This is a genomic window from Burkholderia sp. MSHR3999, assembly GCF_000833595.1.
GTDB lineage: Bacteria > Pseudomonadota > Gammaproteobacteria > Burkholderiales > Burkholderiaceae > Burkholderia > Burkholderia ubonensis.
The window spans coordinates 64,234-89,940 of sequence record NZ_JRFO01000002.1; the positions used below are offsets into that span (position 1 = coordinate 64,234).

Genomic DNA, 25,707 nt, shown 5'->3' on the forward strand with positions numbered 1-25,707 from the left:
TGCCTGCGGCGGCGCCGGCATCGCCGGGCGCCCGCCGCGTCTGATCAGTCCGACAACAGCATCCGCTCAAGCTGCTCGAGAATCGCGTCACGCTTTTCCTTCGGCAGCCCGCGCAGCCGCAATTCGATGCGGTCTTCCCCATACGACTTCAGATCGCCGACCGACTTGCCGCCGAGCTTGATCTCGAGCCGTTGCGCATATCGCTGACGGCTGGCGGGTTTCGGCGTCTCCTGGGCGGCCGCTCGGCCTTTCACGATATCGGACACCTGGCGCGTGCTCAGGTCGTCCGACACGATCTTGTTGATCAGCCGCAGCGTCGCATCCGTGCCGCGCGCGTTGTGATAGCGCCCGACCTGATACGCCATGTTCGAACCGAAGCGATCGGGGCGTGCGACCATTTCCTGCATGATCGCTTCCGGCAGCTTGCCGATCGACAGCGCGACGGCGACCGTCGACTCGTCGAGCCCGAGGTGTTCGGCCAGTTCCTTTTGGCTCTGGAAGTGCTTGTCGTCGAGGAATCGGCGCCACACGACCGCGTTGTCGAACACGGTTTGCGAATCGCGCTGGACGTTCAGGTCGTAGCCGAGCTTGTAGCTCTGGATGCCGATCGGCAGATCAATCACGATCGCCTTGACCGATTCCTTGTTCGCTTCCTTCAGCGCACGCACGCGACGGCCGCCGTCGCTGACGAAATACATGCCCGGATTGTCGTAGTCGGGAATCACGTGAATCGCCTGCTGCTGCCCCTGCTTCGCGAGGTTGACCGCGAGCTCGGCAATCGACGATTTCAGATAGAAGTGCCGCGGGTTGAACGGGCTGTGCTTGATCGCCTTCAGCGAGAGTTCGATCACCTGTCCGGGCGCATAGCGGTTCTCGAGACGCCACGCGCGGTATTGGGACGATTCGTCCGTCGGCGCATCGAGGGTGATGTCCGGCGCCGACGGCGTGACGCTGTCTTTCTTGGCTGATTTCGGTGCTGCAGGTGCGGGCGTTTCCGATTTGACGAGACCGTCGATCGCATTCAGCCGATCGAGGGCCGTGCGCTTTTCACTCGTCGTCATATCCGGTCGCGCCTGGAATCCTTTGGCGAATTGGGAAGGTTTCATGCGAGTCCTTTATGCGCATAAAGTCAGGGCAGCATCGCGACGATCTCGTCGGCGCATGCGCGAATTTCCGCCGCGGCGAGCTTCGCGCCACGATCGTTCATCTGCAGGACGGTCTGGCCGAGCGCCATCGCCTGCTTGTACGCTTCCCGCGTCGGGATTTGCGTCTTGAGCAACGGGAAGCCGAGCTCCTCGAGCGCCCGCTTGAGTTCGCGGGTCAGCATGCGCTTCTCTTCGGTCTTGTTCAGCAGGAATACGGCGCGCAGATCTTCGTTCATGACCTGCGCTTGCTGGATCAGCTTGACCAGGCCGACACTCGACCAGTAATCGGCCGGCGACGACGAAGTCGGGATGACGGCGATCGACGCTGCGAGCAGGACGACGCCGGAGACCTTCTCGGTGATCGACGGCGGGCAATCCACGACGATGACGTCGTAGTCGTTAATGAACTTCTTGATCTCGCGGTGGATCTGGCCGCCTGCTTCGGCAAGATTCACGACAGGGAAAGGGATGCCGGTTTCACTGTCGCCCGATGCGCTGGACCAGTGGACCAGGGTGTTTTGACCATCGGCGTCGACGACGAGGACGCGCTTCCCTTTTTCGTGAAATGCGGCGCCGAGGTGCATGGCGATCGTGCTTTTGCCGACCCCGCCTTTTTGTTGAGTGACTGCAATGATTTCCGCGGCCAATTTTCACTCCTGTTTTTGGTCGTTGGAATTCTACAGGACGATATTTATATTTCAATGAAATTGTTGTTCGTCAACTACGCGTTGGCCGTTCGGACGAGCGATTTATGCGCATAAACCGATGACCGCATGGCGGCCGGAGCCGGCGCGCGTGCCGGGCTGGCGCATGAAGATGTCCGCATGGTTTTGTCGCTCCACGGTATGCGAATGGCGGGGCGAACGGTGGTCAGGTCATTGCCAGGCCAATCGGTCGATGCGTGCCACGCGTCGACGTATAACGGAATCACCGTGTGGCAACAGCCTGCGGAGTTTATGCGCATCAATCGAAGGCGCCCTTCCGCTCATGCATGGGGGATTCGTGACGATCGCCGGTGGCGCGGCCCCGCGAGTGAATCTCAGACTGGTGAGCGGCTCTCACGCATCGCATGGTCGGCGTGCGTCAGGCCTTGTGTCGTTTATGCGCATAAACCGACCACTGATCAGCGTCCGCTTGCTCGCGGCATGACAGGCGGTTGAGCCACGGTGCTGCGACTCACGATGATCGGACGGTGTCAGACGCACACTCCCCTGCCAGACACGGCCGCGCGCCACGCAATTCTTCCACGGCGATAGAGGGCATCACGCATCGTCGGGTTTATGCGCATAAAGAGGCGGGACACTATTGAACGTCCCGACATTCCGCCGCCCTCGAGATCAAGCGACCAGCAAGCGTCCGAGACGTCGATGCGCAGTGCGACAACCCTACTCCCCGCTTCGAGCACGCCGTGAGGACTGGCTACAATGCGAGACCCTATCACCCAGGTCCGAATGATGATCACGATCTACCACAACCCCCGATGCTCGAAATCGCGCGAGACGCTGGCGCTTGTCGAGGCGCTGAATCCGAGCGGCACGCCCGTGAATGTCATCGAGTATCTGAAGACGCCTCCGACGGTCGAGGCGTTGGAAACGCTGCATCGTCAGCTCGCGCGTCCGGTTCGCGACATGCTGCGCGACAACGAGGAGCCGTACAAGGCGCTCGATCTCGGTCGCGCGGATTTGACTGATGCGCAAGCCTACGATGCGATCGCCGCCCATCCGATCCTGCTTCAGCGTCCAATCGTCGTGTACAAGGGCAAGGCCGCCATCGGGCGCCCGCCTGAATCGGTGCGCGAATTGTTCGAATAATTCTAATTTCACGTATTTTTCTTATTGTGCCGATCCGGCGCGAATGCTCCGGATTGATCGATGCGTGCTCGACGTGCGGCCGGATCGGCCGCGTCGGCACCGCGATCTATCGGCGCGTCCCGCGGCAGGTATCACGCCGACACGCGTCACCGGCAGGAATCACCGGCAGCGTCGCTCGACGACCAACGCCGATGCGCACGTCGCGTTTCTCGACCGCCAGCGTCGGCCCAAAGCCGGCGAAGCCGTCACGCCTCCTCGTCCCCCTGCCCCGCCGCGGCCTTCGCCGCCGCGCGCAGCAGCGCGATCTGCTCGCGGTATTGCCGGCAGCCGCTGCAGGTCGGCAAATGCACGCGCACCTGCACGCGCTCGTGGACCGTCAGGCGCCGGTCGAGCGCATCCGATAACAGGCGCGTCACATCCTTACATTTCCCCGGTAGCATCTTCGGTCGTCAGTCCCTTTTCGCTCAGGCAGGTGCGCAAGCGCGTGCGCGCACGGTACAGCAGCACGCTGCAATGATTGGTCGTCAACGTCAACTCGGTGCAGATGTCGTCGATCTCGACATCGAGAAACTCGCGCATCATGAACACGCGTCCGATCTGCTCCGGAAGATGGTTCAGGCAGATCTCGAACAGCATCCAGAACTGCTGTTGCTGCAGCAGTGTCTCCGGTCGAGGCCACGGCCGCGGTCTCGCATGCGGGGCCCAGTGTCCGTTGTCCTTGAAGAGTTCGCGCTCGAGCACGGATTCGCCGTCGAGTTCGGCGTCGAGCGCGGACAGGTTCACTGTCCGCTGCCGCGCGCGCAGCACGTCGATCAGCTTGTTGCGCAGGATGCCGAACACCCAGGTCTTGTGCGCGGACAGGCCGGCGAAATCCCCCGCGTGCGTCCACGCGGCGGTCAGCGCTTCCTGCACCGCGTCCTCCGCCGCATCGGCGTCGCGTAGCTGCAGGCGCGCGAAACGCAGCAGGTCGTGCCGCAGTTGTGCAAGATAGGCGGGGTCGTCGTACGCGGACGGCATCGTCGGGAATCTCTCGGGAGGAAGCCGCGCGCGCCACAGGTCGCCGCGCCGCGCGGTGCGAGCAGCTTACTGGGCGTCGCGCCTGCCCGCAATGCGCAACATTGTTCATGAATTTGGCTGGCGGGCTGCGCTATGCTTGCCGACAGGTTGGCTTCGCGCAAACGTTGGTGCGCGACCGGTCATGTGTAACAGCCGGGCATGTCGACAAAGTTATCCACAGTTTCTGTGGAAAACCTTGTGGAAAGTCGGCCGGATGGCCCCGTGGGGCGGCTCGCGGGCTGGCCTGCCTATAAACAGACCTTTGCCGCCTATCCTGAAGCAATCGATTCTATTCCACACCCACCGGAAGGAGACAGTCATGGCACATCGCATTGCGGTCATCGTCGGCAGCCTGCGACGCGGTTCCTGGAACCGAGCGCTCGCACGCGCAGTGGTCTCGCTCGCGCCGGCCGATCTTGCGTTCGAATTCGTCGAGATCGGCGAGTTGCCGCTGTACAGCCAGGACTACGACGCGGACTTCCCGGAAGTCGCCAAGCGTTTCAAGCAGGCGATCGAAGCGGCCGACGGCCTGCTGTTCGTCACGCCGGAATACAACCGGTCGATTCCCGGCGTGCTGAAGAACGCGATCGACTGGGGCTCGCGCCCGTGGGGCGCGAACTCGTGGGCCGGCAAGCCGGGCGCGGTGCTCGGCACGTCGCCGGGCGCGACCGGCACGGCCCTGTCGCAGCAGCATCTGCGCAACGTGCTCGCGTATCTCGACGTCGCGACGCTCGGGCAGCCGGAGATGTTCATCAAGCACGACCCGACGCGCATCGACGACGAGGGCAGGATCGTCAGCGACGATACACGCAAGTTCCTGCAGGGCTTCGTCGATCGCTACGCCGCGTGGGTGCGGCTGAATAAGGGGGCCTGAGGCCAGCGAAGCGCCGGCCGCGGGCCGGCGCGCTCCGTCAGGCACCGGCCGCGTGCCGCGCATCGCGTGCATCGCGCGTGTCGCGGATGCCGTGCAGGATCTCGTCGAGCAGCGCGATGTCGAACGGCTTCGACAGCACGCGCACGTTCACGCCGCGCGTGCGGTCGAGCTCCTCCGCATACCCCGTCACGAGGATCACGGCCAGCTTCTCCGGCCGCCGCCCGATCGCTTCGGCGAGGTCGATGCCATTCAGGCGGCCGGGCATGTGAATGTCCGAAATCACGAGATCGAAGCCGTCGTTCGCCGGCGCCGCTTCGACGAGACTCAGCGCGTCGTCGGCGGTCGCCGCGTAGGTCACGCGGTGACCCAGCAGCGTGAGCAGCGCCTCCGTTCCGGCGGCGACTTCGCTGTTGTCCTCGACGAGCAGCACGTGCAGGCCCGCCGGCGGGCTCGCGTCCTGCACCGGCGCCACGACGGGGGCCGGCGGCCGGGTGGCGGTCACTTCCAGCGGGTTCGCGCGCGGCAGATAGAGCCGCACCGAGGTGCCCGCGCCCACCGCGCTGTCGATCGTCGCGAGTCCGCCCGAACGCTCGCAGAACGCGAACACCTGCGGCAGCCCGAGCCCCGTGCCCATCCCGTGCGGCTTCGTCGTGAACAGCGGCTCGAACGCGCGCGCGAGCACGTCGGGCGCCATGCCCGAGCCCGTATCGTCGAGCGAGATCTGCACGAAATCGCCGGTCAGCGGAAAGCCGTCCTCACGGCGCAGCGTCACGTTGCGCGCGCCGACGGTGAAGCGGCCGCCGATCGGCATCGCGTCGCGCGCGTTGACGGCGAGGTTGATGACCGCGAGCTCGAGCTCCGCCACGTCCACGCGGATCGGCCATACGCCGGGCTCGATCGCGACGGTCAGCGACGACTTCGAGCCGAGCGACGTCTTCAGCAGTTCGCGGCAGGTGCCGACCCACTGCCCCACGTCGATCGTCTCGTTGTGCAGCGGCTGCTTGCGCGCGACGCCGAGCAGCTGGCGCGTCAACGACTGCCCGTTCTTCAGCGCCCGCTCGATCGCGCCGAGTTCCGTGTCGAGCTGCTGGACGCCGCGGTGCCGCGCGATCTGCACGTTGGTCGAGATGATCATCAGCAGGTTGTTGAAGTCGTGCGCGACGCTGCCGACGAGGTTGCCGAGCGCCTGCATCTTGCGCGACTGCCGGTACGCGGATTCGATCGACCGCCGCATCGACGCTTCCGCCTGCCAGCGGTCCCACGCGGCCTCTTCGGCCTTGAGCCGCTTGAGCGACAGCCAGATCACGCACCACAGCGCGAACGACGGCGCGAACATCGACACGAACAGCACGGTGAGATGCTCGTACCACTCGCGCCAGATCGCCGACGTGCGATACGCGCACGACACGTATACCGGATAGCTGCCGACCTGCCGGTACGCGACGATCTCGCTGCCGGCATCGTGGCGCACGCGCACGACGCCGCCGCGCGGGTCGCTGTGCTCGTCGCCGAACGACAGCGCGCGATAGGCTTCGGCCGCGGCGGGCGGCGGCGGATACGACGCGAGCACCGCGCCGTCGGCGCGCGCGAGCGCCATCGTCATCGGCGTCTTCGCGCCGCCGATCAGCTCGCGGTAGAACGCATTGAAATACGACGACTTCAGCGCGATCGACACCATCCCGGCGAACGAGCCGTCGCTGTGCCGCCGCGCGACGCCGGTGTTGAACACGGGCGTGTCCGCGAGCCGCCTCGGCCCCTGCATCACGCGCGAGATGTGCTCGATGACCTTGCCGTCGCGGATGCCGAGGAAGTCGTCGCGATTCGCGATCGACGTGTGCGGCGCCGGATAGTAGAGGCTGTTCGCGAGCAGCTTGCCGCTCGCGCCGAAGATCGACACCGCCGCGACCTGCGGGTAGCCGCCGCCGATCTCGTTGAGCGCGTCGTGGATGTCGGACTCGTCCTTGCGCACCGCCGCGTCGTCCATGTCCTGCACGAGATCGGCGATGCGCGCGTCGAGCGTCTCGCTCAGGTCGAACACCTTGAGCGCGTGCTCCTCGGCCACGCGCACGGTGCGCATCGTCACGTCGCTCGCGGCGGCTTCGCGCGACTTCAGGTCGTTGTACGCCATCACCGCGACGTAGATGCACGGCAGCACGATCGCGGCGATCAGCAGCACGATCAGCGTCACGCGGCGGACCGCGAAATCGTGTTCGGGCGCGCCGGACGGATAGGCCCCGTCGTCCTGCCAGTCGTCGGCGGAAGCGTGGTGGCGGGAATCGGCGGGCCGGTCGGACGTCATGGATGGGAACGGGTGAAGCTCAGGCGGAGGTGCCTGCCATCATAAACGAGTTGCGCCCGGAGCTCGCGCCACGCGGCGCGCGCCGTCCTGACGTTTCCGACAGGGGGATTCCGTCAGATTGAAAACGCGACGAATCCGGAAGCGCAAACGTACACAAAGAAAAATTTTGCGTCCTTGGCGTAAAAATGGTCGTAGCTGTTTTCGGAATGCGGCGCGATCGGATCGATTCTGTCTGAATCAGCAAAAATGGCGAGTTGCACCGCCCCGGTTTTACCCAGAGAATCGCGCCTTGCTTTCCATGACAGATAGATACGCGCCTGCTGATGCCAGCGCGCAGCCCGCCGCGGGCAGAAAGTTGCCGCGGCGTCCGGCGCAGGGGTGCCCGGCGGCTGCACGCGTTCGCTTACACGGCGCCTAAAGAAACGCGGCGCGCGGTCGTTAACGCGAGAGAGACCATTCCGTAATTCGCTCCGCCCGCCATGTCTTTGCCGATTGTGATTGCCGACGATTCACTACTCGCTCGCAAGCTGCTGACAAAGGCGCTGCCGGGGGACTGGGACGTGGACATCGCGTATGCGGCGAACGGCCGAGAGGCACTTGCGCTCTATCGTGACGGCAAAGCTTCCGTGATGTTTCTCGACCTGACGATGCCGGACATGAACGGCTATCAGGTCCTCGAAACACTGCGTCACGAAGATCTGAATACGTTCGTGATCGTGGTATCGGCCGACATCCAGCCGCAGGCGCGCGAGCGCGTGCGCGAGCTGGGTGCGATCGCGTTCGTCGCGAAGCCCGTGACGTCGGAGGCGTTGCTGCCCATTCTCAGGGAGTATGGGTTGTATGCCTGACTCGGTGTTCACGGCGGAGCAACGCGACGCGTTGCAGGAAATCGCCAATCTTGCGATGGGCCGCGCTGCCGCACGGCTCGCGTCGCTGCTCGGCCGGTTCATCGAGCTGTCGGTGCCGCGCGTGCGCGTCGTGCAGGCGTCCGATGCGGGCAAGGCGCTGCGCGAGATGACGGGCATTCACGACAACGTGACCGCCGTGCGCCAGGGGTTCCGCTCCGACATCAAGGGCGAGGCGCTCGTGCTGTGCCGCACCGCGAACGTCAACCGGCTCGCGGCGCTCGTCGACCATTCGTTCGGCGACGCCGCGGCGGGCGAGTGCACGCGCGACGATGATGACGAAGTCGACGAAGCCGGCGACGAGACTGCCGCGCGCGGCGAGACGTCATCCCAGGACGAACTCGTGTTCGACGTCGCGAACGTGCTGATGGGCGCGTGCGTGTCGTCGATCCTCGACGAGCTCGGCCGCACGCCGGTGTTCTTCCCGCCCGGGCTGCTGGGCGCGAACGTGTCGTTCGACGACGTGTTCCAGCCCACCGTGCTCGCCTGGAGCGTCGCGCTGCTGCTCGAAGTGAACCTCGGCCTCGAGGACGACGCCTTCCGCGCCCATTTCGTGATGCTGATGGCCGAAGATTCGATCCGCCTGATGGGCGACGCGCTCGACGCGTTGCTTTCCGCGCTATGACCGCCCCCACCGCCCCGACCGCTTCGCTGAGCGACCTGGTAATCGAACGGGTCGGCTTCGGCCTGTTCGTGCTCGACCGCGCGATGAACGTGCTGATGTGGAACCGCTTCATGCAGGACCATAGCGGCGTGCCCGCCGACGACGTGATCGGCCGCAACCTGTTCGACTGCTTTCCGGACCTGCCGCGCGCGTGGCTCGCGCGCAAGCTCGAGAGCGTGTTCCAGCTCGGCAGCTTCGCGTTCAGCTCGTGGGAGCAGCGGCCGTACCTGTTCCGCTTCGAGCATGACCGGCCGATCACGGGCGGCGTCGACTTCATGCAGCAGGACTGCACGTTCATGCCGCTCACGCGCGGGCGCGAAGTCGAGGCCGTGTGCGTGACGATATCGGACGTCACGCACGTGAGCGTGATGCAGCGCGAACGCGAGGAAGCGGTGGCGAAGCTGCGCGAGCACGCGAACTGCGACGGGCTGACCGGCATCGCGAACCGGCGCTTCTTCGAGGAGCGGCTGCGCGACGAGTTCGCGCGCTGGCAGCGCTATGGCGGCAACCTGTCGGTGCTGCTGTTCGATCTCGATCACTTCAAGACGATCAACGACCGGTTCGGCCATGCGGTCGGCGACGCCGTGCTGCGCGAGATGGCGCTGCGCGTCGCCGGGATCGTGCGCGCGCAGGATACCTTCTGCCGCTTCGGCGGCGAGGAATTCGCGCTGCTGCTGCCGTGCACCGATCTCGCCGAAGCGATGCTGGTGGCGGAGAAGGTGCGATGCGCGATCGGCGCCACGCCGGTCGATGCCGAGGGCGTGCGCGTGCCGGTGACGGCGAGCGTCGGCGGCGCGAGCGCGCATGCGGGCGCGCAGACCTGCGACGTGCTCGTCAACGAGGCCGACGCCGCGCTGTATCGCGCGAAGCGGCTCGGCCGCGACCGTTCCGTCGCCTACGCGTAGGCGACGTTCCCGTTCAGCTCTTCGCGATGTCCGCCAGCACGCCGGCCAGCACCGCCGGCTGCGACACGAACGGCGAATGGCTGCTGTCGAGCTGATGCACGTGCGTCGGGTTGTCCGGCGTGAACGCATCGGCTTCGTCGATGAAGCGCTGCTGCAGCGCGGGCAGGATCACGTGGTCCTGCAGGCACTTGATGTAGTGGCGGTCGAGCGCGCCCCAGCGCGCGGCGGTCGTCGGGATCGCCGTCGCGAACGGCGCGGCCGGCACGTCGCAGCTCATCAGGTTCGCGACCGCCTCGTATTCGGCCTGCGGGACGTCGTCGCACAGCGCGCGCCTGGCCGTCGCGCGATAAGCGGCGTCGTCGCTGCGCGGATCGATGCGCAGCGCGCCGGTCGCGCGCGGGCTCGCGAGCATCAGCTGGCCGAGCAACTCGCCCTGGTTCTCCGGCGCGCGCACGTAGTCGAGGCCGGGCACGCCCGACGCGGGCATGAACGCCGCGAGGTAGACGATCTTCGCGATCTTCTCGGGCATCCGTTCGGCAGCCGCCGTGATCGCGATGCCGCCCATGCTGTGCCCGACCAGGACGACCTTGCCGTGGCCGAGCGCATACGCGTCGTCGACCGCCTGCATCACCTGCGACGCGTAGTCGTCGAGCGTCGTGTTCGCGACCGGCGACGGCTCGGCGCCGAACGCTTCGCGATCGAGCGGCCGCTGGAAGTACGATGCGGGAAAGCGGGCGTTGATCCCGTGCGCGGGCAGGTCGCGCGCGATCGACAGATGGCCGCGTGCGGCCAGCGCGGCCATCACGTGCGCGAAGCACCACGCGCCGTGCCATGCGCCGTGCACGAACACGAAAACCGGGTGGGCGGACTGCGGGGCTGCGGGTGGCACGGCTGTCACGTTCGTCTCCATGAGTTCGGAATGCGTTGTCCGGATAAAGCGTCATCTTAGACGAACCGACGCGAGCCCAAGCGGCGGCGGCCGGTTGCACCGGATCGGCCGCCGGCCATGTGTCCCCGAATGTGTCGCGGAGACGACATTTCGTTCATATCTGATTTAAATTCGCGGCAGATCGCGCTAATTTGATGCTTTGCCCCGATCGCGCCCCATGAACGTCGACTATCTCTTTTACCGGAAGCCGGACAAGCCCGGCCCCTATTCCCTCGACGACCTGGGCGACGTCGCGCCGCCGATCGGCCCGAGCGACGCGGTGCGCGCGGGCATCGCGCGCGTCTTCGAGCAGATCGACTGGCGCGAATCGGCCGACGTGCCGGGCGCGTGGTTCGGCACGGGCGGCCCGGTGTTCCAGTTCACCGCCGATCCGGACGGCCGCGTGACGAGCTTCATGGGCTCACGGCTCGAACGGCGCGCGATGCTTCAACTGACGCGCGAAATGGGGCTCATCGCGCTCGATCTGCAGCGCGACATCGTCTACGGCTAGGTGTGAAGCGCCTGTAGAGGCCCTCGACCAGGCGTCCCCGGCCCGCAGGGGCCGTCCGGCCGAGGGCGGCCAGCCGCGCCCGGCGGGCCGCGCAGCCCGGCGCCGCGCGTGCGGGCGCCGTCGCGCCGCACGCCGGCCGCACCGCCATCGATGTTCAAAGATTGCTATACTTTCGCCCAATTCCGGCTTCCGGCCGGCAATTCATGCTTGTCTGCGTCGATCGTTCGCACATCTCGCACGCATTTGACGCCCTTACCATCCCAGCCGGGCATGGCTTCTTCAATCGCCCCGCGTGGGCGTCTCCGTGGAGCTCGTCTTGGCCGCTTCCAATCTCGTCGTGGACGAACAAGAAATCGACGCCGCTGCCGTCACATCGGGCAGTTCTTTTTATCTTGCGATGCGCATCCTGCCGGCGACGCAGCGCGATGCGATGTTCCAGGTGTATGCGTTCTGCCGCGCGGTCGACGACATCGCCGACAGCGACCTGCCGCGCGCCGAGCGCGCCGCCGGCCTCGAACGCTGGCGCGCGGACATCGACGCATGCTTCGCCGGCCGGCCGCCGCGCCATCTCGCGGCGCTCACGCGCGAGATCCACGCGTTCAACCTGCAGCGCGACGATTTCCACGCAATGATCGACGGCATGGCGATGGACGCCGCCGAAGACATCTGCGCGCCCGACGAGCCGACGCTCGACCTGTATTGCGATCGCGTCGCGAGCGCGGCCGGCCGCCTGTCGGTGAGGATATTCGGGATGCCCGAAGCGGAAGGCATCGCGCTGTCGCACCATCTCGGCCGCGCGCTGCAGCTGACCAACATCCTGCGCGACATCGACGACGACGCGGCGATCAACCGCTGCTACCTGCCGCGCGAGCTGCTCGCGCGCGAAGGGATCGCGATCACCGATCCGGCGACGATCGCGCGCGCGCCGGCCTTGCCGCGCGTCTGCGCGACGCTCGTCGAGCGCGCGATCGAGCATTTCCGGCAGGCGGACGCGGTGATGGACAAGTGTGCGCGGGCGCAAGTGAAGGCGCCGCGCATCATGTCGGGCGCATACCGCTGCATCCTCGATGCGGCGGTCGCGCGCGGCTTCGATGCCCCTCGGCTGCCGATCCGCAAGCCGAAGGCGCGCATGCTGATGATCGCCGCGCGCTACGCGCTGTTCTGAGGCGATGCCCAGAACCGTCCACGTGATCGGGGCAGGACTCGCGGGGCTGTCGGCCGCCGTCGAGCTGCAACGTCGTGGGCGCCGCATCGTGCTGCACGATGCGCACGCGCAGGCGGGCGGGCGTTGCCGTTCGTGGTTCGACGCCACGCTGAACGCGACACTCGACACCGGACTGCATCTGGTGTTCGCGGGACAGCCCGCGACGCAACGCTACCTGCGCACGATCGGCGCGGCCGATCAGCTGGACGGGCCGGCGCTGCCGGAATTCCCGGTCGTTGACGTCGGTGCACAGCAGCGCTGGACGCTGCGCTTCGGCAGCCGGCGCTGGCCGTCGTGGCTGTTCGACGCCGCGTCGCGGGCGCCGGGCACGACGCCGCTGGATTACCTGTCGCTCGTGCCGCTCGCGTTCGCGCGCACGGGCCGCTCGCTCGCGCAAACGATGCGTTGCGACGGCGTGCTGTGGGATCGCTGGCTGCGGCCGTATTTCCTCGGCGCGCTGAACGTCGAGCCGCGCCATGCGACGGCGGAGCTCGCGCGGGCGGTCGTGCTCGGCACGCTCGCGGCCGGCGGGCCGGCGTGCCGCCCGCTCGTCGCGCGCCACGGGCTCGGCAGCGCGTTCGTCGATCCCGCGCTGCGGATGCTGCAGCATGGCGGCGCGTCGATCCGGCTGCGCTCGCGGCTCGACGCGCTCGAATTCGGCGCGAACGGCCATGCGGTCGACGCGCTGATGATCGACGGCGCCCGGGTCGATCTCGCACCGGGCGACGCGGTCGTGCTGGCGGTGCCGCCCGACGTCGCGCAGCCGCTCGTGCCCGACCTGACCGCGCCGGATACGTATAGCGCGGTCGTCACCGCGTACTTCGCGGCCGAGCCGCCGCCGGGCTGCGCGGTGTACACGACCGTCGTCAACGGCGTCGCAGTCGATGCGGTGCGGGCCGCCGAAGGCCAGCTCGCGGCGACGATCCGCGACGCGGGCCGCTGGCTCGACACGCCGCGCGACACGCTCGCGCGGGCCATCTGGCAGGACGTCGCGCGCGTGACGGGCGCGTCCGTGGATGCCATGCCCGCGTGGCAGCTCGTCATCGAGCCGCGCGCGGGGTTTGCGGCGGTGCCGTCGCAGGAAATGAAACGTCCGGCTGCGCGTACGCGCTGGACCAATCTCGCGCTGGCGGGCGACTGGATTGCCACCGGCCTGCCCGCCACGATCGAGGGCGCGATCCGCTCCGGCCAGAAGGCCGCGGACGTGCTCCAGCAACAATAAGAGAGGGACCGATGAACGATCTCACCGATATGCCAACCCTGGCCGCCGACTCCGCGGCAGCCGACCTCGACGCCGCCGTCGCACGCGCGACCGACGCGCTGCTGGCCGCCCAGCAAGCCGACGGGCACTGGGTCTACGAACTCGAAGCGGATTCGACGATTCCGGCCGAGTACATCCTGCTCGTCCACTATCTCGGCGAAACGCCGAACCTCGAGCTCGAACGGAAGATCGGCCGCTATCTGCGCCGCATCCAGCAGCCGGACGGCGGCTGGCCGCTGTTCACCGACGGCGCGCCGAACATCAGCGCGAGCGTGAAGGCGTACTTCGCGCTGAAGGTGATCGGCGACGACGAGAACGCCGAGCACATGCAGCGTGCGCGCAAGGCGATCCACGCGATGGGCGGCGCGGAGATGTCGAACGTGTTCACGCGCATCCAGCTCGCGCTGTATGGTGCGATTCCGTGGCGCGCGGTGCCGATGATGCCGGTCGAGATCATGCTGCTGCCGCAGTGGTTCCCGTTCCACCTGTCGAAGGTGTCGTACTGGGCGCGCACGGTGATCGTGCCGCTGCTCGTGCTGAACGCGAAGCGGCCGATCGCGAAGAACCCGCGCGGCGTGCGCATCGACGAGCTGTTCGTCGATCCGCCCGTCAATGCGGGGCTGCTGCCGCGCCAAGGCCACCAGAGCGCCGGCTGGTTCGCGTTCTTCCGCGTCGTCGATCACGCGCTGCGCGCGGTCGACGGCCTGTTCCCGAGCTACACGCGCGAACGCGCGATCCGGCAGGCGGTTGCATTCGTCGACGAGCGCCTGAACGGCGAGGACGGACTCGGCGCGATTTATCCGGCGATGGCCAACGCGGTGATGATGTACGACGCGCTCGGCTATCCGGAAGACCATCCGAACCGCGCGATCGCACGCCGGTCGGTCGAGAAGCTGCTCGTCGTGCACGACGACGAGGCGTATTGCCAGCCGTGCCTGTCGCCGGTGTGGGATACGTCGCTCGCGGCGCACGCGCTGCTCGAGACGGGCGACCCGCGCGCGGAAGACGCCGTGGTGCGCGGCCTCGAATGGCTGCGTCCGCTGCAGATCCTCGACGTGCGCGGCGACTGGATCTCGCGCCGCCCGAACGTGCGGCCCGGCGGCTGGGCGTTCCAGTACGCGAACCCGCATTACCCGGACGTCGACGATACGGCGGTCGTCGTGATGGCGATGGACCGCGTCGAGAAGCTCCGGCATTCGGACGCGTATCGCGAGGCGATCGCGCGCGCGCGCGCGAGTGGGTCGTCGGCATGCAGAGCAGCGACGGCGGCTGGGGCGCGTTCGAGCCGGAAAACACGCAGTACTACCTGAACAACATCCCGTTCTCCGATCACGGCGCGCTGCTCGATCCGCCGACCGCGGACGTGTCGGGCCGCTGCCTGTCGATGCTGTCGCAGCTCGGCGAGACGGCCGCGAACAGCGAAGCGGCGCGCCGCTCGCTCGACTACATGCTGAAGGAGCAGGAGCCGGACGGCAGCTGGTACGGCCGCTGGGGGATGAACTACGTGTACGGCACGTGGACCGCGCTGTGCTCGCTGAACGCGGCCGGCCTCGGCCCGGACGATCCGCGCGTGAAGCGCGGCGCGCAGTGGCTGCTGTCGGTCCAGAACAAGGACGGCGGCTGGGGCGAGGACGGCGACAGCTACAAGCTCGACTATCGCGGCTACGAGCAGGCGCCGAGCACGTCGTCGCAGACGGCCTGGGCGCTGCTCGGCCTGATGGCGGCCGGCGAGGTGAACCACCCGGCGGTCGCGCGCGGGATCGACTACCTGATCGCCGAACAGAAGGAACACGGGCTGTGGGACGAGACGCGCTTCACGGCGACCGGCTTCCCGCGCGTGTTCTACCTGCGCTACCACGGCTATCGCAAGTTCTTCCCGCTGTGGGCGCTTGCGCGCTACCGCAACCTGAAGCGCGCCAACGCGACGCGCGTGACGGTCGGGATGTAACGCGTGACGGCGGCGAAGCACAACGGCACGCTGCCCGTCATCGCGGTGACGGGGATGGCGTTCGAGGCGCGCATCGCGGGCGGCGACGGCGTCGAGGCGGTGTTCGCCGCGCGCGCCGACCGGCTCGAGCGTGCGCTGACCGAAGCGACCGCGCGCGGCTGCGCGGGCATCGTCAGCTTCGGCACCGCGGGCGGGCTTGCGCCCGACCTCGCGCCGGGCGCGCTCGTGATCGCCGACGCGATCGACGGGCCGTTCGGCCGCGTGCAGACGGACGTCGGCTGGAGCGCGCGGCTCGTCGGCGCGCTGCATGACACGCCGGTGTGGCCGCGGGTCACGCGCGGCGTGATGGCGGCCGTCGGCGCGCCGGTCGTGAGCGAAGAAGACAAGGCGTCGCTGTATCGCGCGAAAGGCGCGCTGGCCGTCGACATGGAATCGCACATCGCCGCGGCCTTCGCGGCGGCGCGCGGCGTGCCGTTCGCGGTGTGCCGCGCGATCGTCGATCCGGCATGGCGCACGTTGCCGAGCGCCGCGACGGCCGGGCTGCGCGACGACGGCAGCACCGCGATCCTGCCGATCCTGCGCGAGCTCATCAAGCAACCTTCCCAGCTCGGCCCGCTGCTGCAGGTCGCGGGCGATGCGCGCGCGGCGCGCACGACGCTGATCCAGGCGCGGCATGCGTTCGGGCGCGCGGGGGCGCTGCGGATCGGGTGAGCGGGCGCTTCCGTTTTTCCTCCCACCTTCCTCTCTCCCTTTTCCTTCGAAAGAACGGCGTCCGCCGCGACGGCGGTGTGCTTCGCAGTTCACTGCCGGATCGAGATGCCTGCCGGCCACCTGAAACAGGCCTACACTCATCCATGCCCCCGCGGTATCTGAATACCGGCCGCCGCATCAGTTCGACGGGCGCGGGCGGACACGTTCGTTCGTCATGGCGCCGCGCATTCGCGGCAAAGGCAAAGGAGAAGCCATGGAAAAGATCCTGAAATCCACAGCCTTGTTCATCGCAGGCTTTGGCCCGATTGCGATTGAAGCCCAGGCAAGCCGCGACCTCTACAGTCAGGCCCTCGGTATTCCCTTCAAGGAAGAGAAAGGCGGCTACCTTCATACGGAGAGTCTGAAAGGCGCAAACACGTTCGCGTTGTGGCCGCTTTCTCAGGCGGCTCAGTCGTGCTTCGGCACGGATTCGTGGCGTCGTGACGTACCCGTCCCACAAGCCTGGATCGAGTTTGATGTCGACAACGTCGAAGCCGCTACGGCAGAACTTGAATCACGCGGGTATCGAATGCTGGTCAGGAATCGGAACGAGCCGTGGGGCCAGACCGTCAGCCGCTTCATCGGGCCGGAAGGATTGCTGGTGGGAATCACTTTTACGCCGTCGATGCGGGACGAGAAATGATGGCGGACCGAGTTGTGGCAACGGTCGTCAAACGACCTCAAGCATGCTGCAAATTCACCAAAACAAAAAAAGAGCGCTGCATCGAGCAGCGCTCCTGATCGTCTTCCGGCAGTCGCGGCGTTACTGCGCCGCGGGACCGCTCGCAGGCACCGCCGGCGCACTCGCCGGCATCGCACCGCCCGCCCCCGGATCGTCATATTGCGGCAGCCCAGGCGCGGCCGGCGCGTTGGCCGGCGCCCCGCCCGATTCGCCCGGATCCTCGTAGCTCGGCAGCCCGGGCGCCGCCGGCGTGCCGGCGGGCTTGCCGCCCGGCGTCGCTTCCCCACCCGATTCATCCGGCTCGTTGTATTGCGGCAGCGCGCCCGGCGCGGACTCGCCCTTGTAGGTCAGCGACTTGCGCTGCTGCAGGTACGCGTCGCGCACGAACGAATACGGATCGAGCGCTGCCTGCTTCAGCAGGTCGGTCGCGCCGAGCAGGTCCGAACGCGCGCTCACGAACTGCATCACGTACATCGGATTGCGCGCGGCCGGCTCGATGTAGTTGAGCAGGTTGAAGCGCACGTCGACCGCGCGGCCGACGCCGTCGCGGAACGTGCTCGGCCCGAACACCGGCAGCACGAGATACGGGCCGGACGGCATGCCCCAGCGCGCGAGCGTCAGGCCGAAATCCTGGTGATGCTTCGGCAGCCCCGCGGGCGTCGCGATGTCGATCAGGCCGCCGACGCCGAACAGCGAGTTCATCGCGACGCGCATCAGGTCCTGCGTCGCATCGGTGATCCGCAGCTGCAGCAGGTTGTTCGCGAGGTTGCCGAGGTCGCCGAGGTTCGAGAAGAAGTTGCTGATCGCCGTGCGCACCGGCGTCGGCGTGACCTTCTGGTAGCCCTTCGCGATCGGCACCGCGATGTTCCGGTCGACGGTGTCGTTGAACGTGTACACCGCGCGGTTCATCGGCTCGAGCGGATCGGACGGATTGCGGTTGGGGCCGGTCGCGCAGCCGCTCAGCAGCGCGCCAGCGGCGACGGTGGCCGCAATGGTTCTTTTATTCATTGATTCCTTGCGATTGGTTCTGCGCGCGCTTCACGCGCGGTTTGCCCATGAGTACCGGCTGGAACACCACGGCGCCGATCAGCGTGCACGTCAGCGCGAGCGCGAGCAGCTTGCCCATGCTGGACGTGCCGGGGTGATGCGACAGCCACAGGCTGCCGAATGCGGTGGCCGTGGTCGCGGCGCTGAACAGCACCGCATGCGTGAGGCTCGAATGCAGCAGGCCAGTCTGCCCGGCGCGCCACGCCATCACGAAATACACCTTGAACGCGACGCCGACGCCGAGCATCAGCGGCAGCGCGATGATGTTGGCGAAGTTGAGCGACATGCCGAACACGACGCACAGCTCGAGCGTCACGATGCCCGACACGAGCAGCGGCACCAGCGTGCGCAGCACGTCGCCGAAACGGCGCAGCGTGATCCACAGCAGGATCGTGATCGACACGATCGACCACAGCGCCGCATGCAGGAACGCGTTGATGATGGTGTCGGCCGAATGCAGGATCGAGATCGGCCCGCCGATCGCGCCCGGCTCCGCGGTCTTCACGGCCGTCGCGAAGCGGCGCAGCATCGTGTCGTCGCCCGGGTCGACGCCCTTCGGCACCTTCGGCGAGATCTGCACGAGCGCATGGCCGTCCGGCGCGACCCAGTCGCGCACGAGCTGCGGCGGCAGCGAGTCGCGCGTGATCTCCTGCGGCTGGAGCAGCGTCGCGAGCTGGCCAAGCGCGGTGCGCAGCGTATCGGCGAACGCGCGCTCGGCGCGGTCGCGCGTCGCGGCGTCGGCGGCCGCGAGCTTCGCGAGCGACGCCGACAGGTGCTGCGCGGCCGCCGCGCCCGGGCCCGGATGATCCTCGGCCGCGTAGCCCAGCAGGTCCGACACGCGCTTGAGCGCGGCGACGCGCTGCGCGTCGGTCGCGGGCGGCGCGGCGGGCTGCGTCAGCGCGGGCAACAGCTCGCTCGCGGCGGCGGCGATCGACGCGCGCTTGGCCGGCTGGTCGGCCGGGATGAAGGTCGACAGCGTCGTCGTGCGACCGACTTCGGGCAGCGCGTCGAGGCGCTTCGCGGCCGCGTCGGCTTCCGCGAGCGACGGCGCGAGCAGCGTGACGTCGTTGACCGACGCCTCCGGCGAATCCTTCAGCGCGAGCAGGGTCGCCATCGATTCGCTGGACGGGTCCTTCAGGTGCAGCGGGTTGAAATCGAAGTGCAGGAACCTGAGCAGCGGCAGCGCACCGATCACGACCACGAGCGTACCGATCAGGATCGGCTTGCGGTGCACGTCGAGGAACTCGTCGACCGGCGCGAGCATCGGGAAGCCCGGCGACTTCGATTCGCCCGGCGGCGCGAACAGGCGCAGCAGCGCGGGCAACAGCGTGACGGTGGTGGCCAGCGCGACGAACATGCCGATGCCCGCGATCAGGCCGAGCTCGGACACGCCGCGATACGCGGTCGGGATGAACGAGAAGAAGCTGGCCGCGACCGCCGCGGTCGCGAGCGCGAGCGGCATGCCCATCGAGTGCGCGGCGCCGATCAGCGCGTGGTCGATGCGCGGGTCGCGGAAGCGCTCCTCGCGGTACTTCACGCCGTACTGGATCGAGAAATCGACGCCGAGGCCGACGAACAGCACCATGAACGCGACCGAGATCATGTTCAGCGAGCCGACCATCATCAGGCCGAGCGCGGCGGTGACGGCGAGGCCGACGAACAGCGTGACGATCACCGAGCCGATCATCCGCTTCGAGCGCAGCGCGAGCCACAGGATGACGAGCACGGCGAGCAGCGTGAGGGCGCCGTTGAGCGCGGCGCCGTCCTGTACCGACGCGAATTCGTCGTCGGCGAGCGGCTGCTCGCCGGTCAGCCGCACGACCGCGCCGAAGCGCTTTTCGAGGTCGAGCGCGCGCGCGGTGTCGCGGATCGTCCGGCTCGCTTCCTCGCCGGCCTTCAGCGCGCCGTAGTTGACCACCGGCTGCACGGTGACGAACGCGCGCGCGGGCTGCTTCGCGGCGTCGCTGTCGACGAGCGCGCGCCACGAGAACGCGGCGGGCTTGCCGGCCAGCACGTCGTCGACCGTCGCGGCGCTGCGCGACAGCAGCTTGGCCATCGCCGGCAGCTTCACCTGGCCGGTCAGGAGCGGCTGGCCGAGCGTCGTCGACAGCGTGGTCGCGAGCCCGGTCAGGCTCGGGTTCTTCGCGAGCTCGTTGACGAGCGGACGCGCGCGCGCGAGTTGCGACGTGGTGTCCGCGACTTCCTGCGGCGGCAGGAACAGCAGCCCGTTGTGCTCGAAGAACGGGCCGCCGCCGGGCTCGGCGACCTGGCCGATGCGGCCGGCTTCGGCCTGCTTCTGCAGCGCGGCCGTCAGCGCATGCGCGGCGGCCGTCGCGAATTCGGGCGCGGGGGCTTCGACGACCGCGAGGATCGTGCCGTCGCGTTGCGGGAACGCGCGGTCGATGCCCTTGCCGAGCGCCGCCCATTGAGGCTCGGCGTCGACGAGCTTGCTGATGTCCGTACTGATCTTGAAGTGACGCGCGACGTAGACGCCGCTCATGGCGGCGATGATCAGGGACAGCACGACGACCCAGACCGGGCGTCGGACCGACCACGCGACGAGTCGAATGATGAGAGATGTCACCATGAGGCGGTGGGGTGGGGCTCGAAAAGGCAAAGTGCCCAAGTATACCGGCGCGGCGCGGCGGCGGTCGTGACGTTGGGCGTCGTGGGGCCGGAAGAATCTTTTCCTGTCGGAGAGGGAATCGGCGCCCGGCCGGGTTCCCGTCATGGGTAAGCGTTTGTTTACTTTCCCCGGGGCCGCCGTTTTCGGCCGCGCCTGTGACAATTAGGCGTGAAAGGTAACAGTCGGTCACGGTGCGGCAAGCGTGCGTCAGGCCCGGTATACTTGCGTCGACCGGATGGCGCGCCGCGCCGTCCGTTTTTCCTTAGCGAGTGCGATATCCGTATGAAACGTCATCTGTTTGCTTTTCTCGCCGCGGCCACCGTGTCGATTTCCGCTTTCGCGCAGAGTGCGCCGGTCGACGTGGTTCGCAATGCGGTCGAGGGCACCGTCAATGCGATGAAGGCCGATCCGGTCGCACGCGGCGGTGACATGGCGAAGGTCACGCAGGTGGTCGAGGCGCGCTTCCTGCCCGCGACGAATTTCGAGCGCACGACCCGCATCGCGGTCGGCGACGCGTGGAAGCAGGCGACGCCGCAACAGCAGCAGGAGCTTTACAAGCAGTTCAAGCTGCTGATGACGCGCACCTACGCCGCGTCGCTCGCGCAGCTCGGCAACCAGGACGCGAAGTTCTCGTTCAAGACGGGCGGCGCGTCGGGCGCCGACGCGCTCGTGCAGTCGACGGTGACGACGCCGGGCGACAGCCAGTCGGTCGGCTACCGGCTCGGCAAGATCGGCAACGACTGGAAGATCTACGACATCGACATGTCGGGCGCGTGGCTGATCCAGGTCTACCAGGGGCAGTTCAAGAGCCAGCTCGCGCAGGGCGGCATCGATGGGCTGATCGCGTTCCTGCAGAAGCACAACGCGCGGACGAACTGACCGCCGCGGCGGTTCACGATGCACGAAGGGCGCTTGGCGCCCTTTTTTGTTGCCTGTCCTGTTTTGTCCGAATCGCCCCTACCGCCGCCGATGCTCGACCGCGAACTTGATCAGCTCGGCCTGTCCTTCGATGTCGAGCTTGCGTTTCAGGTTGAGCCGGTGCGTCTCGACGGTGCGCACCGAGAGCCCGGTCTGCTGCGCGATCTGCTTGCTCGACAGGCCTTCGGCGAGCGCATCGAGGATGTCGCGCTCGCGCGGCGTCAGGCGATCGAGCGGCGACGCCGCCGCGCTGGCGTGGATCATCCGCGCGGCGAGCCCTTCGCTGAAGAACGTGTGGCCCGCGAGCACCGCGCCGATCGCGCGGACGATCTCGCTCGCCGGCGAATCCTTCAGCAGGTAGCCGCTCGCGCCGGCGCGCACGGCCTGCGTCACGTATTCGACGTTGTCGTGCATCGACAGCATCAGCACGCGGATGCCGGGAAAGCGCTCGTGGAACACGCCGGCGAGCGCGATGCCGTTCATGCCGTTCATGCCGACGTCCATCAGCGCGAGATCGGGTTCGAGCGATTCGGCAAGCGCCAGCGCCTCGTCGGCGTTGCCGGCCTCGCCGACGACCGACAGGTCGGCCGCTTCGAGCCGCATCCGCAGGCCGTCGCGCACGAGCGGATGGTCGTCGACGAGCAGAAGGCGGGCGACCGGCTGGGCGACCGGCTGGGCGACGGGGGCGGCGGGGAGCGTTGCGGGGGTGTCCGGGGCGCTCATGGGCGATGGGTCTCCTTGAATCGAGTGGCGGCGCGCGCGGTCAGGCCGGTGAAGTCAGCGGCACGCGCGCGGCCACCACGGTGTGGCCGACCTGCGACGTGATCGTCAGCGCGCCGCCGAGCGCGTCGAGGCGTTCGCGCATGTTGCGCAGGCCGATGCCGCCGCGCGCGTCGGCCTGCGAGCGCTCGGCGTCGAACCCGCAGCCGTTGTCGGCGATGCTCAGCGTGACCGCGTGCGTCGCGACGTCGAGCGTCACCGCGGCGCGCGACGCCTGCGCATGATGCACGATGTTGCTGAGCGCTTCCTGCGCGATCCGGAACAGCGCGGTGTTGACCGCGGCGGGCAGCGGCCGCGCGCCGCTGTGCGCGACCTGCGTGTAGCCGATGTCGACGCCGCTCTCCGCGCCGAGCTCGCGCACGAGCTGGTCGAGCGCGGCCGCGAGCCCGAGATCGTCGAGCATCGCCGGCCGCAGCGCGTGCGAGATGCGCCGCACTTCGCGCAGCGTGTCGCCGAGCCGGACGACGCCGGACGCGAGCGCCTGCTCGGCCTCGGGCACGCGCGCCGCGCCGCGCTCGAAGCGCGCGAGCGCCGATTCGAGCATCAGCTTCGCCGACACCATCATCTGGCTGATGCCGTCGTGCAGCTCGCGCGACAGCCGCGCGCGCTCCTGTTCCTGCGATTCGACGACGCGCTGCGCAAGCTGCTTGAGCTTCGCATCCGCGCTGCGCGATTCGCTGACGTTCAGCACCAGCGCGCAGACGGCGATCGCCGCCGCGCCGGCCAGCGCGATCACGGTCAGCCAGCTCATCGTGCGCTCGATGTTCGCGGATGCGCGCGCATCGATCCGCTGCAGCGCGTTGTCGACGTCGTCGAGGTAGATGCCCGTGCCGACCATCCAGCCCCAGCGCTCGAGCGCGATGACGTAGCCGAGCTTCGGCGCGGCCCGCCCGGTCGACGGGCGCTGCCAGATGTAGCGGACGTAGCCGCCGCCGTGCGACGCGGCGTTGATCAGCTGCTGGATCGTCAGGCTGCCCTGCGGGTCGCGCATCGTCCAGAAATTGTGGCCGACCCGCTCGGGCTCGCGCGGATGCATCAGCGAATTGCCGTGCAGGTCGTACACGAAGAAATAGCCGTCGGGGCCGAAATCCATTTTCTGCAGCATCGCGAGCGCCTGCGTGCGCAGCAGCGCGTCGTCGCGCGCGTTGCTGCCGCTCGCCTCGTAGAGCGGCATGATCGCGCTCGTCGCCAGGTCGACGTAATGCTTGAGCTCGACTTCCTTGCTCGACAGGTACGCGGACTGGATCGTCGCATGCTGGGTGCGCGCGAGCGACGTCGCCTGATGGCGCACCCCGAAGCCGATGCCGGCGATCGCGACGAGAAACGGCACGATGGCCAGAAGAAAGATCTTTGCCTTGAGTCTCATGATGGTGTGGGCCGGCCATGCGGGCCTGTGCCGGCGCATCGAGCCGGCGCATTGAGCCGGCGCATTGAGCCGGTATTGTCGGCGATTTCGCGCGGGCGTGGCGGTCGGGGCAGCCGGCGCCGCACGCCGCCGCGTCACGCCCGCCGGCGTTGGAAGCGCGTGGCGGCCTGCACGAACACTTGGTTGCGGCCGCGTTCCTTCGCGCGAAACAGCGCGTCGTCGGCGCGCTTCAGCGCCGCGTGGACGCTGCCGTCCCATTCGGGGAAGCAGGTCGTCACGCCGATGCTGGCGGTCAGCCGGCCGAACTCGCTGGCGTCGTGCCGGATGCCGAGCTCGTGGATGCTCGCGCGGATCGTCTCGGCGACCGCCGCCGCGCCGCCCGCGTCCACGCCCGGCAGGATCACGACGAATTCCTCGCCGCCGTAGCGCGCCGCGTAGTCGGCCGGGCGGCGCAGGCAGCCGGCGAGGCAGCGTCCGACCGCGGCGAGCGCGTCGTCGCCGGCCTGATGGCCTTGGGTGTCGTTGTAGCGCTTGAAGTAGTCGACGTCGATGAACAGCAGCGACAGCGCATGCTGCGAGCGCGCGGCGCGGCGCCATTCGCGCTCGAGCGTGAGGTCGAGCATGCGGCGGTTGTCGAGGCCGGTGAGGCCGTCGGTGCGCGCGAGCGCCCGCAGCTCGGCTTCCGCGCGATGGCGCCTGCGCAGCTGCACGTCGAGCAGCAGCGACAGGCCGACGAAGCCGAGCGCGAGCAGCACCATCGCGGACCCGATCGGAATCGCGCGGTCGTACCACGCGGCGTAGATGTCCGATTCGGCCTCGGCGACCATGATGATCAGCGGCAGGTTGTCGAGGTGCCGGAACACGTACAGGCGCCGCACGCCGTCGATCGACGCGGTGTCGGCGAAGCTGCCGTCGTGCGCGCTCATGAAATGCTTGAACGTGCTCGCCTTGCTGATGTCGCGGCCGATGATCTTCGGGTCGTACGGCTTGCGCATCAGCATCCGGCCGTTCGTCGCGATCAGCGACATCGAGCCGCGCTTGCCGAGCGTGAGCCGTGCGAACAGGTCCTGGAAATATTCGAGCCGGATCGACATCACGGCGACGCCGCCGAACGAGCCGTCAGGCTGCGAGATGCGGCGGCTGAGCGCGATGCTGGGCGAGCCGTTGCGCAGCCGCGACCGATACGGATCGCTGATGTACAGGCCGACGTCCGGCCGGTCGCGATGCACGGTGAAATAGGGCTCGTTGCCGAAATTGGCGGTGCGCGGCACGTCGCTCGCGCCGTCGACGACGATGTTGCCCTGCGCGTCCATCGCATAAATGCCGCCGAGATAGCGGGCCGCCGTCGCGCGGTCGAACAGCACCTGGCGACGCACCCGCATCGGCAGGCGCGCGACGTCGGGCTGGCCCTGCCCGTCGACGACCGCCTGCAGCGACAGCGAATAGATCTCGATGTTGCGCTCGATGTCCCATGCGGCCATCAGCGCGAGGTTCTGCAGCGTGGTGCGCGCGCGCTCGCGCGCGTCGATCCGGCCCTCGTAGAGCACGATGCCGCACAGCAGGAGCAGGATCAGCGCGATCAGCAGTCCCGAGTAGAAAATCAGGTGCGGAAGCAGCAACCGGCGCAGGCGTGTGGCGGCGCGGCTCGTCAGGCCGGGTTCGCTGGGCGCTGCGTAGTCGGTATCTGCCATGGTCCGAAGATCGGTGGGCATCGCCGGTGCGCGCGACGGGCGTGCCGGGCCGATGCAGTTGTTCTCGTATGGTGTTGCTGGCGGCGATCCGGTACGGCTCCGTTCATGCCGGATGGCGGGCGGGCCCGGGCGGGCGCCGAAACCATCCGGATGTCTGTCTCCTGCTTGATGGAGAAACGGCCAGGCTGAACATCGGCGGCAGGTGGCTGATCCTCGCGCATCGGACGCAGTATAACTGCGCGCTTTTGCGGGCGCGATAAATGTTGAGAATCGATGTGACGAATTGAATTACATCGGGTTTCAACGGACGCGAACGGCGGTTCGAGCCGTGTCCGG

Annotated in this window: 23 protein-coding genes and 1 pseudogene; 12 read left to right on the forward strand and 12 right to left on the reverse strand. The window is 67.9% G+C overall.

Annotated features, from left to right (window positions below):
* Positions 1-44 precede the first annotated feature (44 nt).
* Together KY49_RS11050 and parA are read right to left on the reverse strand one after the other, a co-directional pair.
* On the reverse strand, positions 45-1,106 hold the full coding sequence (locus tag KY49_RS11050) for a ParB/RepB/Spo0J family partition protein (RefSeq protein ID WP_042584727.1): 1,062 nt from the start codon (positions 1,104-1,106) through the stop codon (positions 45-47).
* A 23-nt stretch (positions 1,107-1,129) separates the two neighbouring features.
* Positions 1,130-1,792, reverse strand: coding sequence for a ParA family partition ATPase (gene parA / locus KY49_RS11055; protein WP_042584728.1), 663 nt, complete (start codon positions 1,790-1,792; stop codon positions 1,130-1,132).
* An 807-nt stretch (positions 1,793-2,599) separates the two neighbouring features.
* Between parA and arsC the strand changes: the two genes are divergently transcribed.
* Positions 2,600-2,956, forward strand: coding sequence for an arsenate reductase (glutaredoxin) (gene arsC / locus KY49_RS11060; protein WP_042584977.1), 357 nt, complete (start codon positions 2,600-2,602; stop codon positions 2,954-2,956).
* 245 nt (positions 2,957-3,201) lie between these two features.
* Here arsC and KY49_RS11065 read toward each other — a convergent pair whose 3' ends face one another.
* Both KY49_RS11065 and KY49_RS11070 read right to left on the reverse strand, forming a co-directional pair.
* Positions 3,202-3,396, reverse strand: a complete 195-nt coding sequence (locus KY49_RS11065; protein ID WP_042584729.1) for a zf-HC2 domain-containing protein — start codon at positions 3,394-3,396, stop codon at positions 3,202-3,204.
* A complete protein-coding gene (locus KY49_RS11070; RefSeq protein ID WP_042584730.1) occupies positions 3,377-3,973 on the reverse strand; it encodes an RNA polymerase factor sigma-70 in 597 nt (198 codons plus the stop codon). The genes KY49_RS11065 and KY49_RS11070 overlap by 20 nt, the downstream gene beginning before the upstream one ends.
* Before the next feature lie 358 nt (positions 3,974-4,331).
* Between KY49_RS11070 and KY49_RS11075 the strand changes: the two genes are divergently transcribed.
* Positions 4,332-4,886 (forward strand): NADPH-dependent FMN reductase, encoded by a 555-nt coding sequence (locus tag KY49_RS11075; protein WP_042584731.1) that lies wholly within the window; start codon positions 4,332-4,334, stop codon positions 4,884-4,886.
* Positions 4,887-4,923: 37 nt separating this feature from the next.
* Here the strand turns inward: KY49_RS11075 and KY49_RS11080 are convergent, their stop codons facing one another.
* Positions 4,924-7,185, reverse strand: coding sequence for a hybrid sensor histidine kinase/response regulator (locus KY49_RS11080; RefSeq protein ID WP_042584732.1), 2,262 nt, complete (start codon positions 7,183-7,185; stop codon positions 4,924-4,926).
* A 113-nt stretch (positions 7,186-7,298) separates the two neighbouring features.
* On the reverse strand, positions 7,299-7,580 hold the full coding sequence (locus tag KY49_RS37070) for a hypothetical protein (RefSeq protein WP_139253490.1): 282 nt from the start codon (positions 7,578-7,580) through the stop codon (positions 7,299-7,301).
* An 84-nt stretch (positions 7,581-7,664) separates the two neighbouring features.
* On the opposite strand from KY49_RS37070, the gene KY49_RS11085 reads away from it, so the two are divergent.
* Genes KY49_RS11085 through KY49_RS11095 form a run of 3 tightly spaced genes read left to right on the forward strand, consistent with a single transcriptional unit; the run spans position 7,665 to position 9,659 of the window.
* A complete protein-coding gene (locus tag KY49_RS11085) occupies positions 7,665-8,033 on the forward strand; it encodes a response regulator (RefSeq protein WP_042584733.1) in 369 nt (122 codons plus the stop codon).
* Positions 8,026-8,715: a chemotaxis protein CheC gene (locus tag KY49_RS11090; protein ID WP_042584734.1), complete on the forward strand. Its 690-nt coding sequence runs from the start codon at positions 8,026-8,028 to the stop codon at positions 8,713-8,715. Before KY49_RS11085 ends, KY49_RS11090 begins: the two co-directional genes overlap by 8 nt.
* On the forward strand, positions 8,712-9,659 hold the full coding sequence (locus tag KY49_RS11095; protein ID WP_042584735.1) for a sensor domain-containing diguanylate cyclase: 948 nt from the start codon (positions 8,712-8,714) through the stop codon (positions 9,657-9,659). Before KY49_RS11090 ends, KY49_RS11095 begins: the two co-directional genes overlap by 4 nt.
* Before the next feature lie 13 nt (positions 9,660-9,672).
* Here the strand turns inward: KY49_RS11095 and KY49_RS11100 are convergent, their stop codons facing one another.
* Positions 9,673-10,569: an alpha/beta fold hydrolase gene (locus KY49_RS11100; protein ID WP_042584736.1), complete on the reverse strand. Its 897-nt coding sequence runs from the start codon at positions 10,567-10,569 to the stop codon at positions 9,673-9,675.
* A 196-nt stretch (positions 10,570-10,765) separates the two neighbouring features.
* On the opposite strand from KY49_RS11100, the gene KY49_RS11105 reads away from it, so the two are divergent.
* The 6 genes and pseudogenes from KY49_RS11105 (at position 10,766) to KY49_RS11130 (ending at position 16,904) form a co-directional block, all read left to right on the forward strand.
* Positions 10,766-11,098, forward strand: coding sequence for a hypothetical protein (locus KY49_RS11105; protein ID WP_010088922.1), 333 nt, complete (start codon positions 10,766-10,768; stop codon positions 11,096-11,098).
* A gap of 316 nt (positions 11,099-11,414) precedes the next feature.
* Positions 11,415-12,263, forward strand: coding sequence for a presqualene diphosphate synthase HpnD (hpnD, locus tag KY49_RS11110; protein WP_010090224.1), 849 nt, complete (start codon positions 11,415-11,417; stop codon positions 12,261-12,263).
* Positions 12,264-12,267: 4 nt separating this feature from the next.
* Complete coding sequence (gene hpnE, locus KY49_RS11115; RefSeq protein ID WP_042584737.1) at positions 12,268-13,524, forward strand: hydroxysqualene dehydroxylase HpnE; 1,257 nt, start codon at positions 12,268-12,270, stop codon at positions 13,522-13,524.
* Positions 13,525-13,535: 11 nt separating this feature from the next.
* Positions 13,536-15,511, forward strand: a pseudogene (shc, locus tag KY49_RS11120) (squalene--hopene cyclase).
* A 54-nt stretch (positions 15,512-15,565) separates the two neighbouring features.
* Complete coding sequence (locus tag KY49_RS11125) at positions 15,566-16,222, forward strand: phosphorylase (protein ID WP_042584978.1); 657 nt, start codon at positions 15,566-15,568, stop codon at positions 16,220-16,222.
* A 253-nt stretch (positions 16,223-16,475) separates the two neighbouring features.
* Positions 16,476-16,904 carry a VOC family protein gene (locus KY49_RS11130; protein ID WP_042584738.1) on the forward strand — a complete coding sequence of 143 codons (429 nt, stop codon included), beginning with the start codon at positions 16,476-16,478 and terminating at the stop codon, positions 16,902-16,904.
* A gap of 120 nt (positions 16,905-17,024) precedes the next feature.
* Here the strand turns inward: KY49_RS11130 and KY49_RS11135 are convergent, their stop codons facing one another.
* Positions 17,025-17,951: an MlaA family lipoprotein gene (locus KY49_RS11135; RefSeq protein ID WP_042584739.1), complete on the reverse strand. Its 927-nt coding sequence runs from the start codon at positions 17,949-17,951 to the stop codon at positions 17,025-17,027.
* Positions 17,944-20,577 (reverse strand): MMPL family transporter, encoded by a 2,634-nt coding sequence (locus KY49_RS11140; protein WP_042584740.1) that lies wholly within the window; start codon positions 20,575-20,577, stop codon positions 17,944-17,946. Before KY49_RS11140 ends, KY49_RS11135 begins: the two co-directional genes overlap by 8 nt.
* Before the next feature lie 321 nt (positions 20,578-20,898).
* On the opposite strand from KY49_RS11140, the gene KY49_RS11145 reads away from it, so the two are divergent.
* Positions 20,899-21,495: an MlaC/ttg2D family ABC transporter substrate-binding protein gene (locus KY49_RS11145; protein ID WP_042584741.1), complete on the forward strand. Its 597-nt coding sequence runs from the start codon at positions 20,899-20,901 to the stop codon at positions 21,493-21,495.
* 78 nt (positions 21,496-21,573) lie between these two features.
* On the opposite strand, the gene KY49_RS11150 is transcribed toward KY49_RS11145, so the two are convergent.
* The 3 genes from KY49_RS11150 to KY49_RS11160 all read right to left on the reverse strand — a co-directional run bounded on the left by KY49_RS11150 (position 21,574) and on the right by KY49_RS11160 (position 25,371).
* Positions 21,574-22,257: a response regulator gene (locus KY49_RS11150; protein WP_042584742.1), complete on the reverse strand. Its 684-nt coding sequence runs from the start codon at positions 22,255-22,257 to the stop codon at positions 21,574-21,576.
* A 40-nt stretch (positions 22,258-22,297) separates the two neighbouring features.
* Positions 22,298-23,680 (reverse strand): cache domain-containing protein, encoded by a 1,383-nt coding sequence (locus tag KY49_RS11155; protein WP_042584743.1) that lies wholly within the window; start codon positions 23,678-23,680, stop codon positions 22,298-22,300.
* 134 nt (positions 23,681-23,814) lie between these two features.
* The gene (locus KY49_RS11160; protein ID WP_042584744.1) at positions 23,815-25,371 is read right to left on the reverse strand and encodes a sensor domain-containing diguanylate cyclase; all 1,557 of its coding nucleotides are present in this window, start codon (positions 25,369-25,371) and stop codon (positions 23,815-23,817) included.
* Between the last annotated feature and the right edge of the window lie 336 nt (positions 25,372-25,707).

Coding starts and splice junctions, on each gene's coding strand:
- KY49_RS11125 (WP_042584978.1), top strand. CDS start 15,566: ATGGCGTTCGAGGCGCGCATCGCGGGCGGCGACGGCGTCGAGGCGGTG.
- KY49_RS11090 (WP_042584734.1), top strand. CDS start 8,026: ATGCCTGACTCGGTGTTCACGGCGGAGCAACGCGACGCGTTGCAGGAA.
- KY49_RS11065 (WP_042584729.1), bottom strand. CDS start 3,396: ATGCTACCGGGGAAATGTAAGGATGTGACGCGCCTGTTATCGGATGCG.
- KY49_RS11160 (WP_042584744.1), bottom strand. CDS start 25,371: ATGGCAGATACCGACTACGCAGCGCCCAGCGAACCCGGCCTGACGAGC.
- KY49_RS11050 (WP_042584727.1), bottom strand. CDS start 1,106: ATGAAACCTTCCCAATTCGCCAAAGGATTCCAGGCGCGACCGGATATG.
- hpnE (WP_042584737.1), top strand. CDS start 12,268: ATGCCCAGAACCGTCCACGTGATCGGGGCAGGACTCGCGGGGCTGTCG.
- KY49_RS11070 (WP_042584730.1), bottom strand. CDS start 3,973: ATGCCGTCCGCGTACGACGACCCCGCCTATCTTGCACAACTGCGGCAC.
- KY49_RS11130 (WP_042584738.1), top strand. CDS start 16,476: ATGGAAAAGATCCTGAAATCCACAGCCTTGTTCATCGCAGGCTTTGGC.
- arsC (WP_042584977.1), top strand. CDS start 2,600: ATGATCACGATCTACCACAACCCCCGATGCTCGAAATCGCGCGAGACG.
- KY49_RS11145 (WP_042584741.1), top strand. CDS start 20,899: ATGAAACGTCATCTGTTTGCTTTTCTCGCCGCGGCCACCGTGTCGATT.
- KY49_RS11075 (WP_042584731.1), top strand. CDS start 4,332: ATGGCACATCGCATTGCGGTCATCGTCGGCAGCCTGCGACGCGGTTCC.
- KY49_RS11105 (WP_010088922.1), top strand. CDS start 10,766: ATGAACGTCGACTATCTCTTTTACCGGAAGCCGGACAAGCCCGGCCCC.
- KY49_RS11135 (WP_042584739.1), bottom strand. CDS start 17,951: ATGAATAAAAGAACCATTGCGGCCACCGTCGCCGCTGGCGCGCTGCTG.
- KY49_RS11150 (WP_042584742.1), bottom strand. CDS start 22,257: ATGAGCGCCCCGGACACCCCCGCAACGCTCCCCGCCGCCCCCGTCGCC.
- KY49_RS11140 (WP_042584740.1), bottom strand. CDS start 20,577: ATGGTGACATCTCTCATCATTCGACTCGTCGCGTGGTCGGTCCGACGC.
- KY49_RS11100 (WP_042584736.1), bottom strand. CDS start 10,569: ATGGAGACGAACGTGACAGCCGTGCCACCCGCAGCCCCGCAGTCCGCC.
- KY49_RS11155 (WP_042584743.1), bottom strand. CDS start 23,680: ATGAGACTCAAGGCAAAGATCTTTCTTCTGGCCATCGTGCCGTTTCTC.
- KY49_RS11085 (WP_042584733.1), top strand. CDS start 7,665: ATGTCTTTGCCGATTGTGATTGCCGACGATTCACTACTCGCTCGCAAG.
- KY49_RS11080 (WP_042584732.1), bottom strand. CDS start 7,185: ATGACGTCCGACCGGCCCGCCGATTCCCGCCACCACGCTTCCGCCGAC.
- KY49_RS11095 (WP_042584735.1), top strand. CDS start 8,712: ATGACCGCCCCCACCGCCCCGACCGCTTCGCTGAGCGACCTGGTAATC.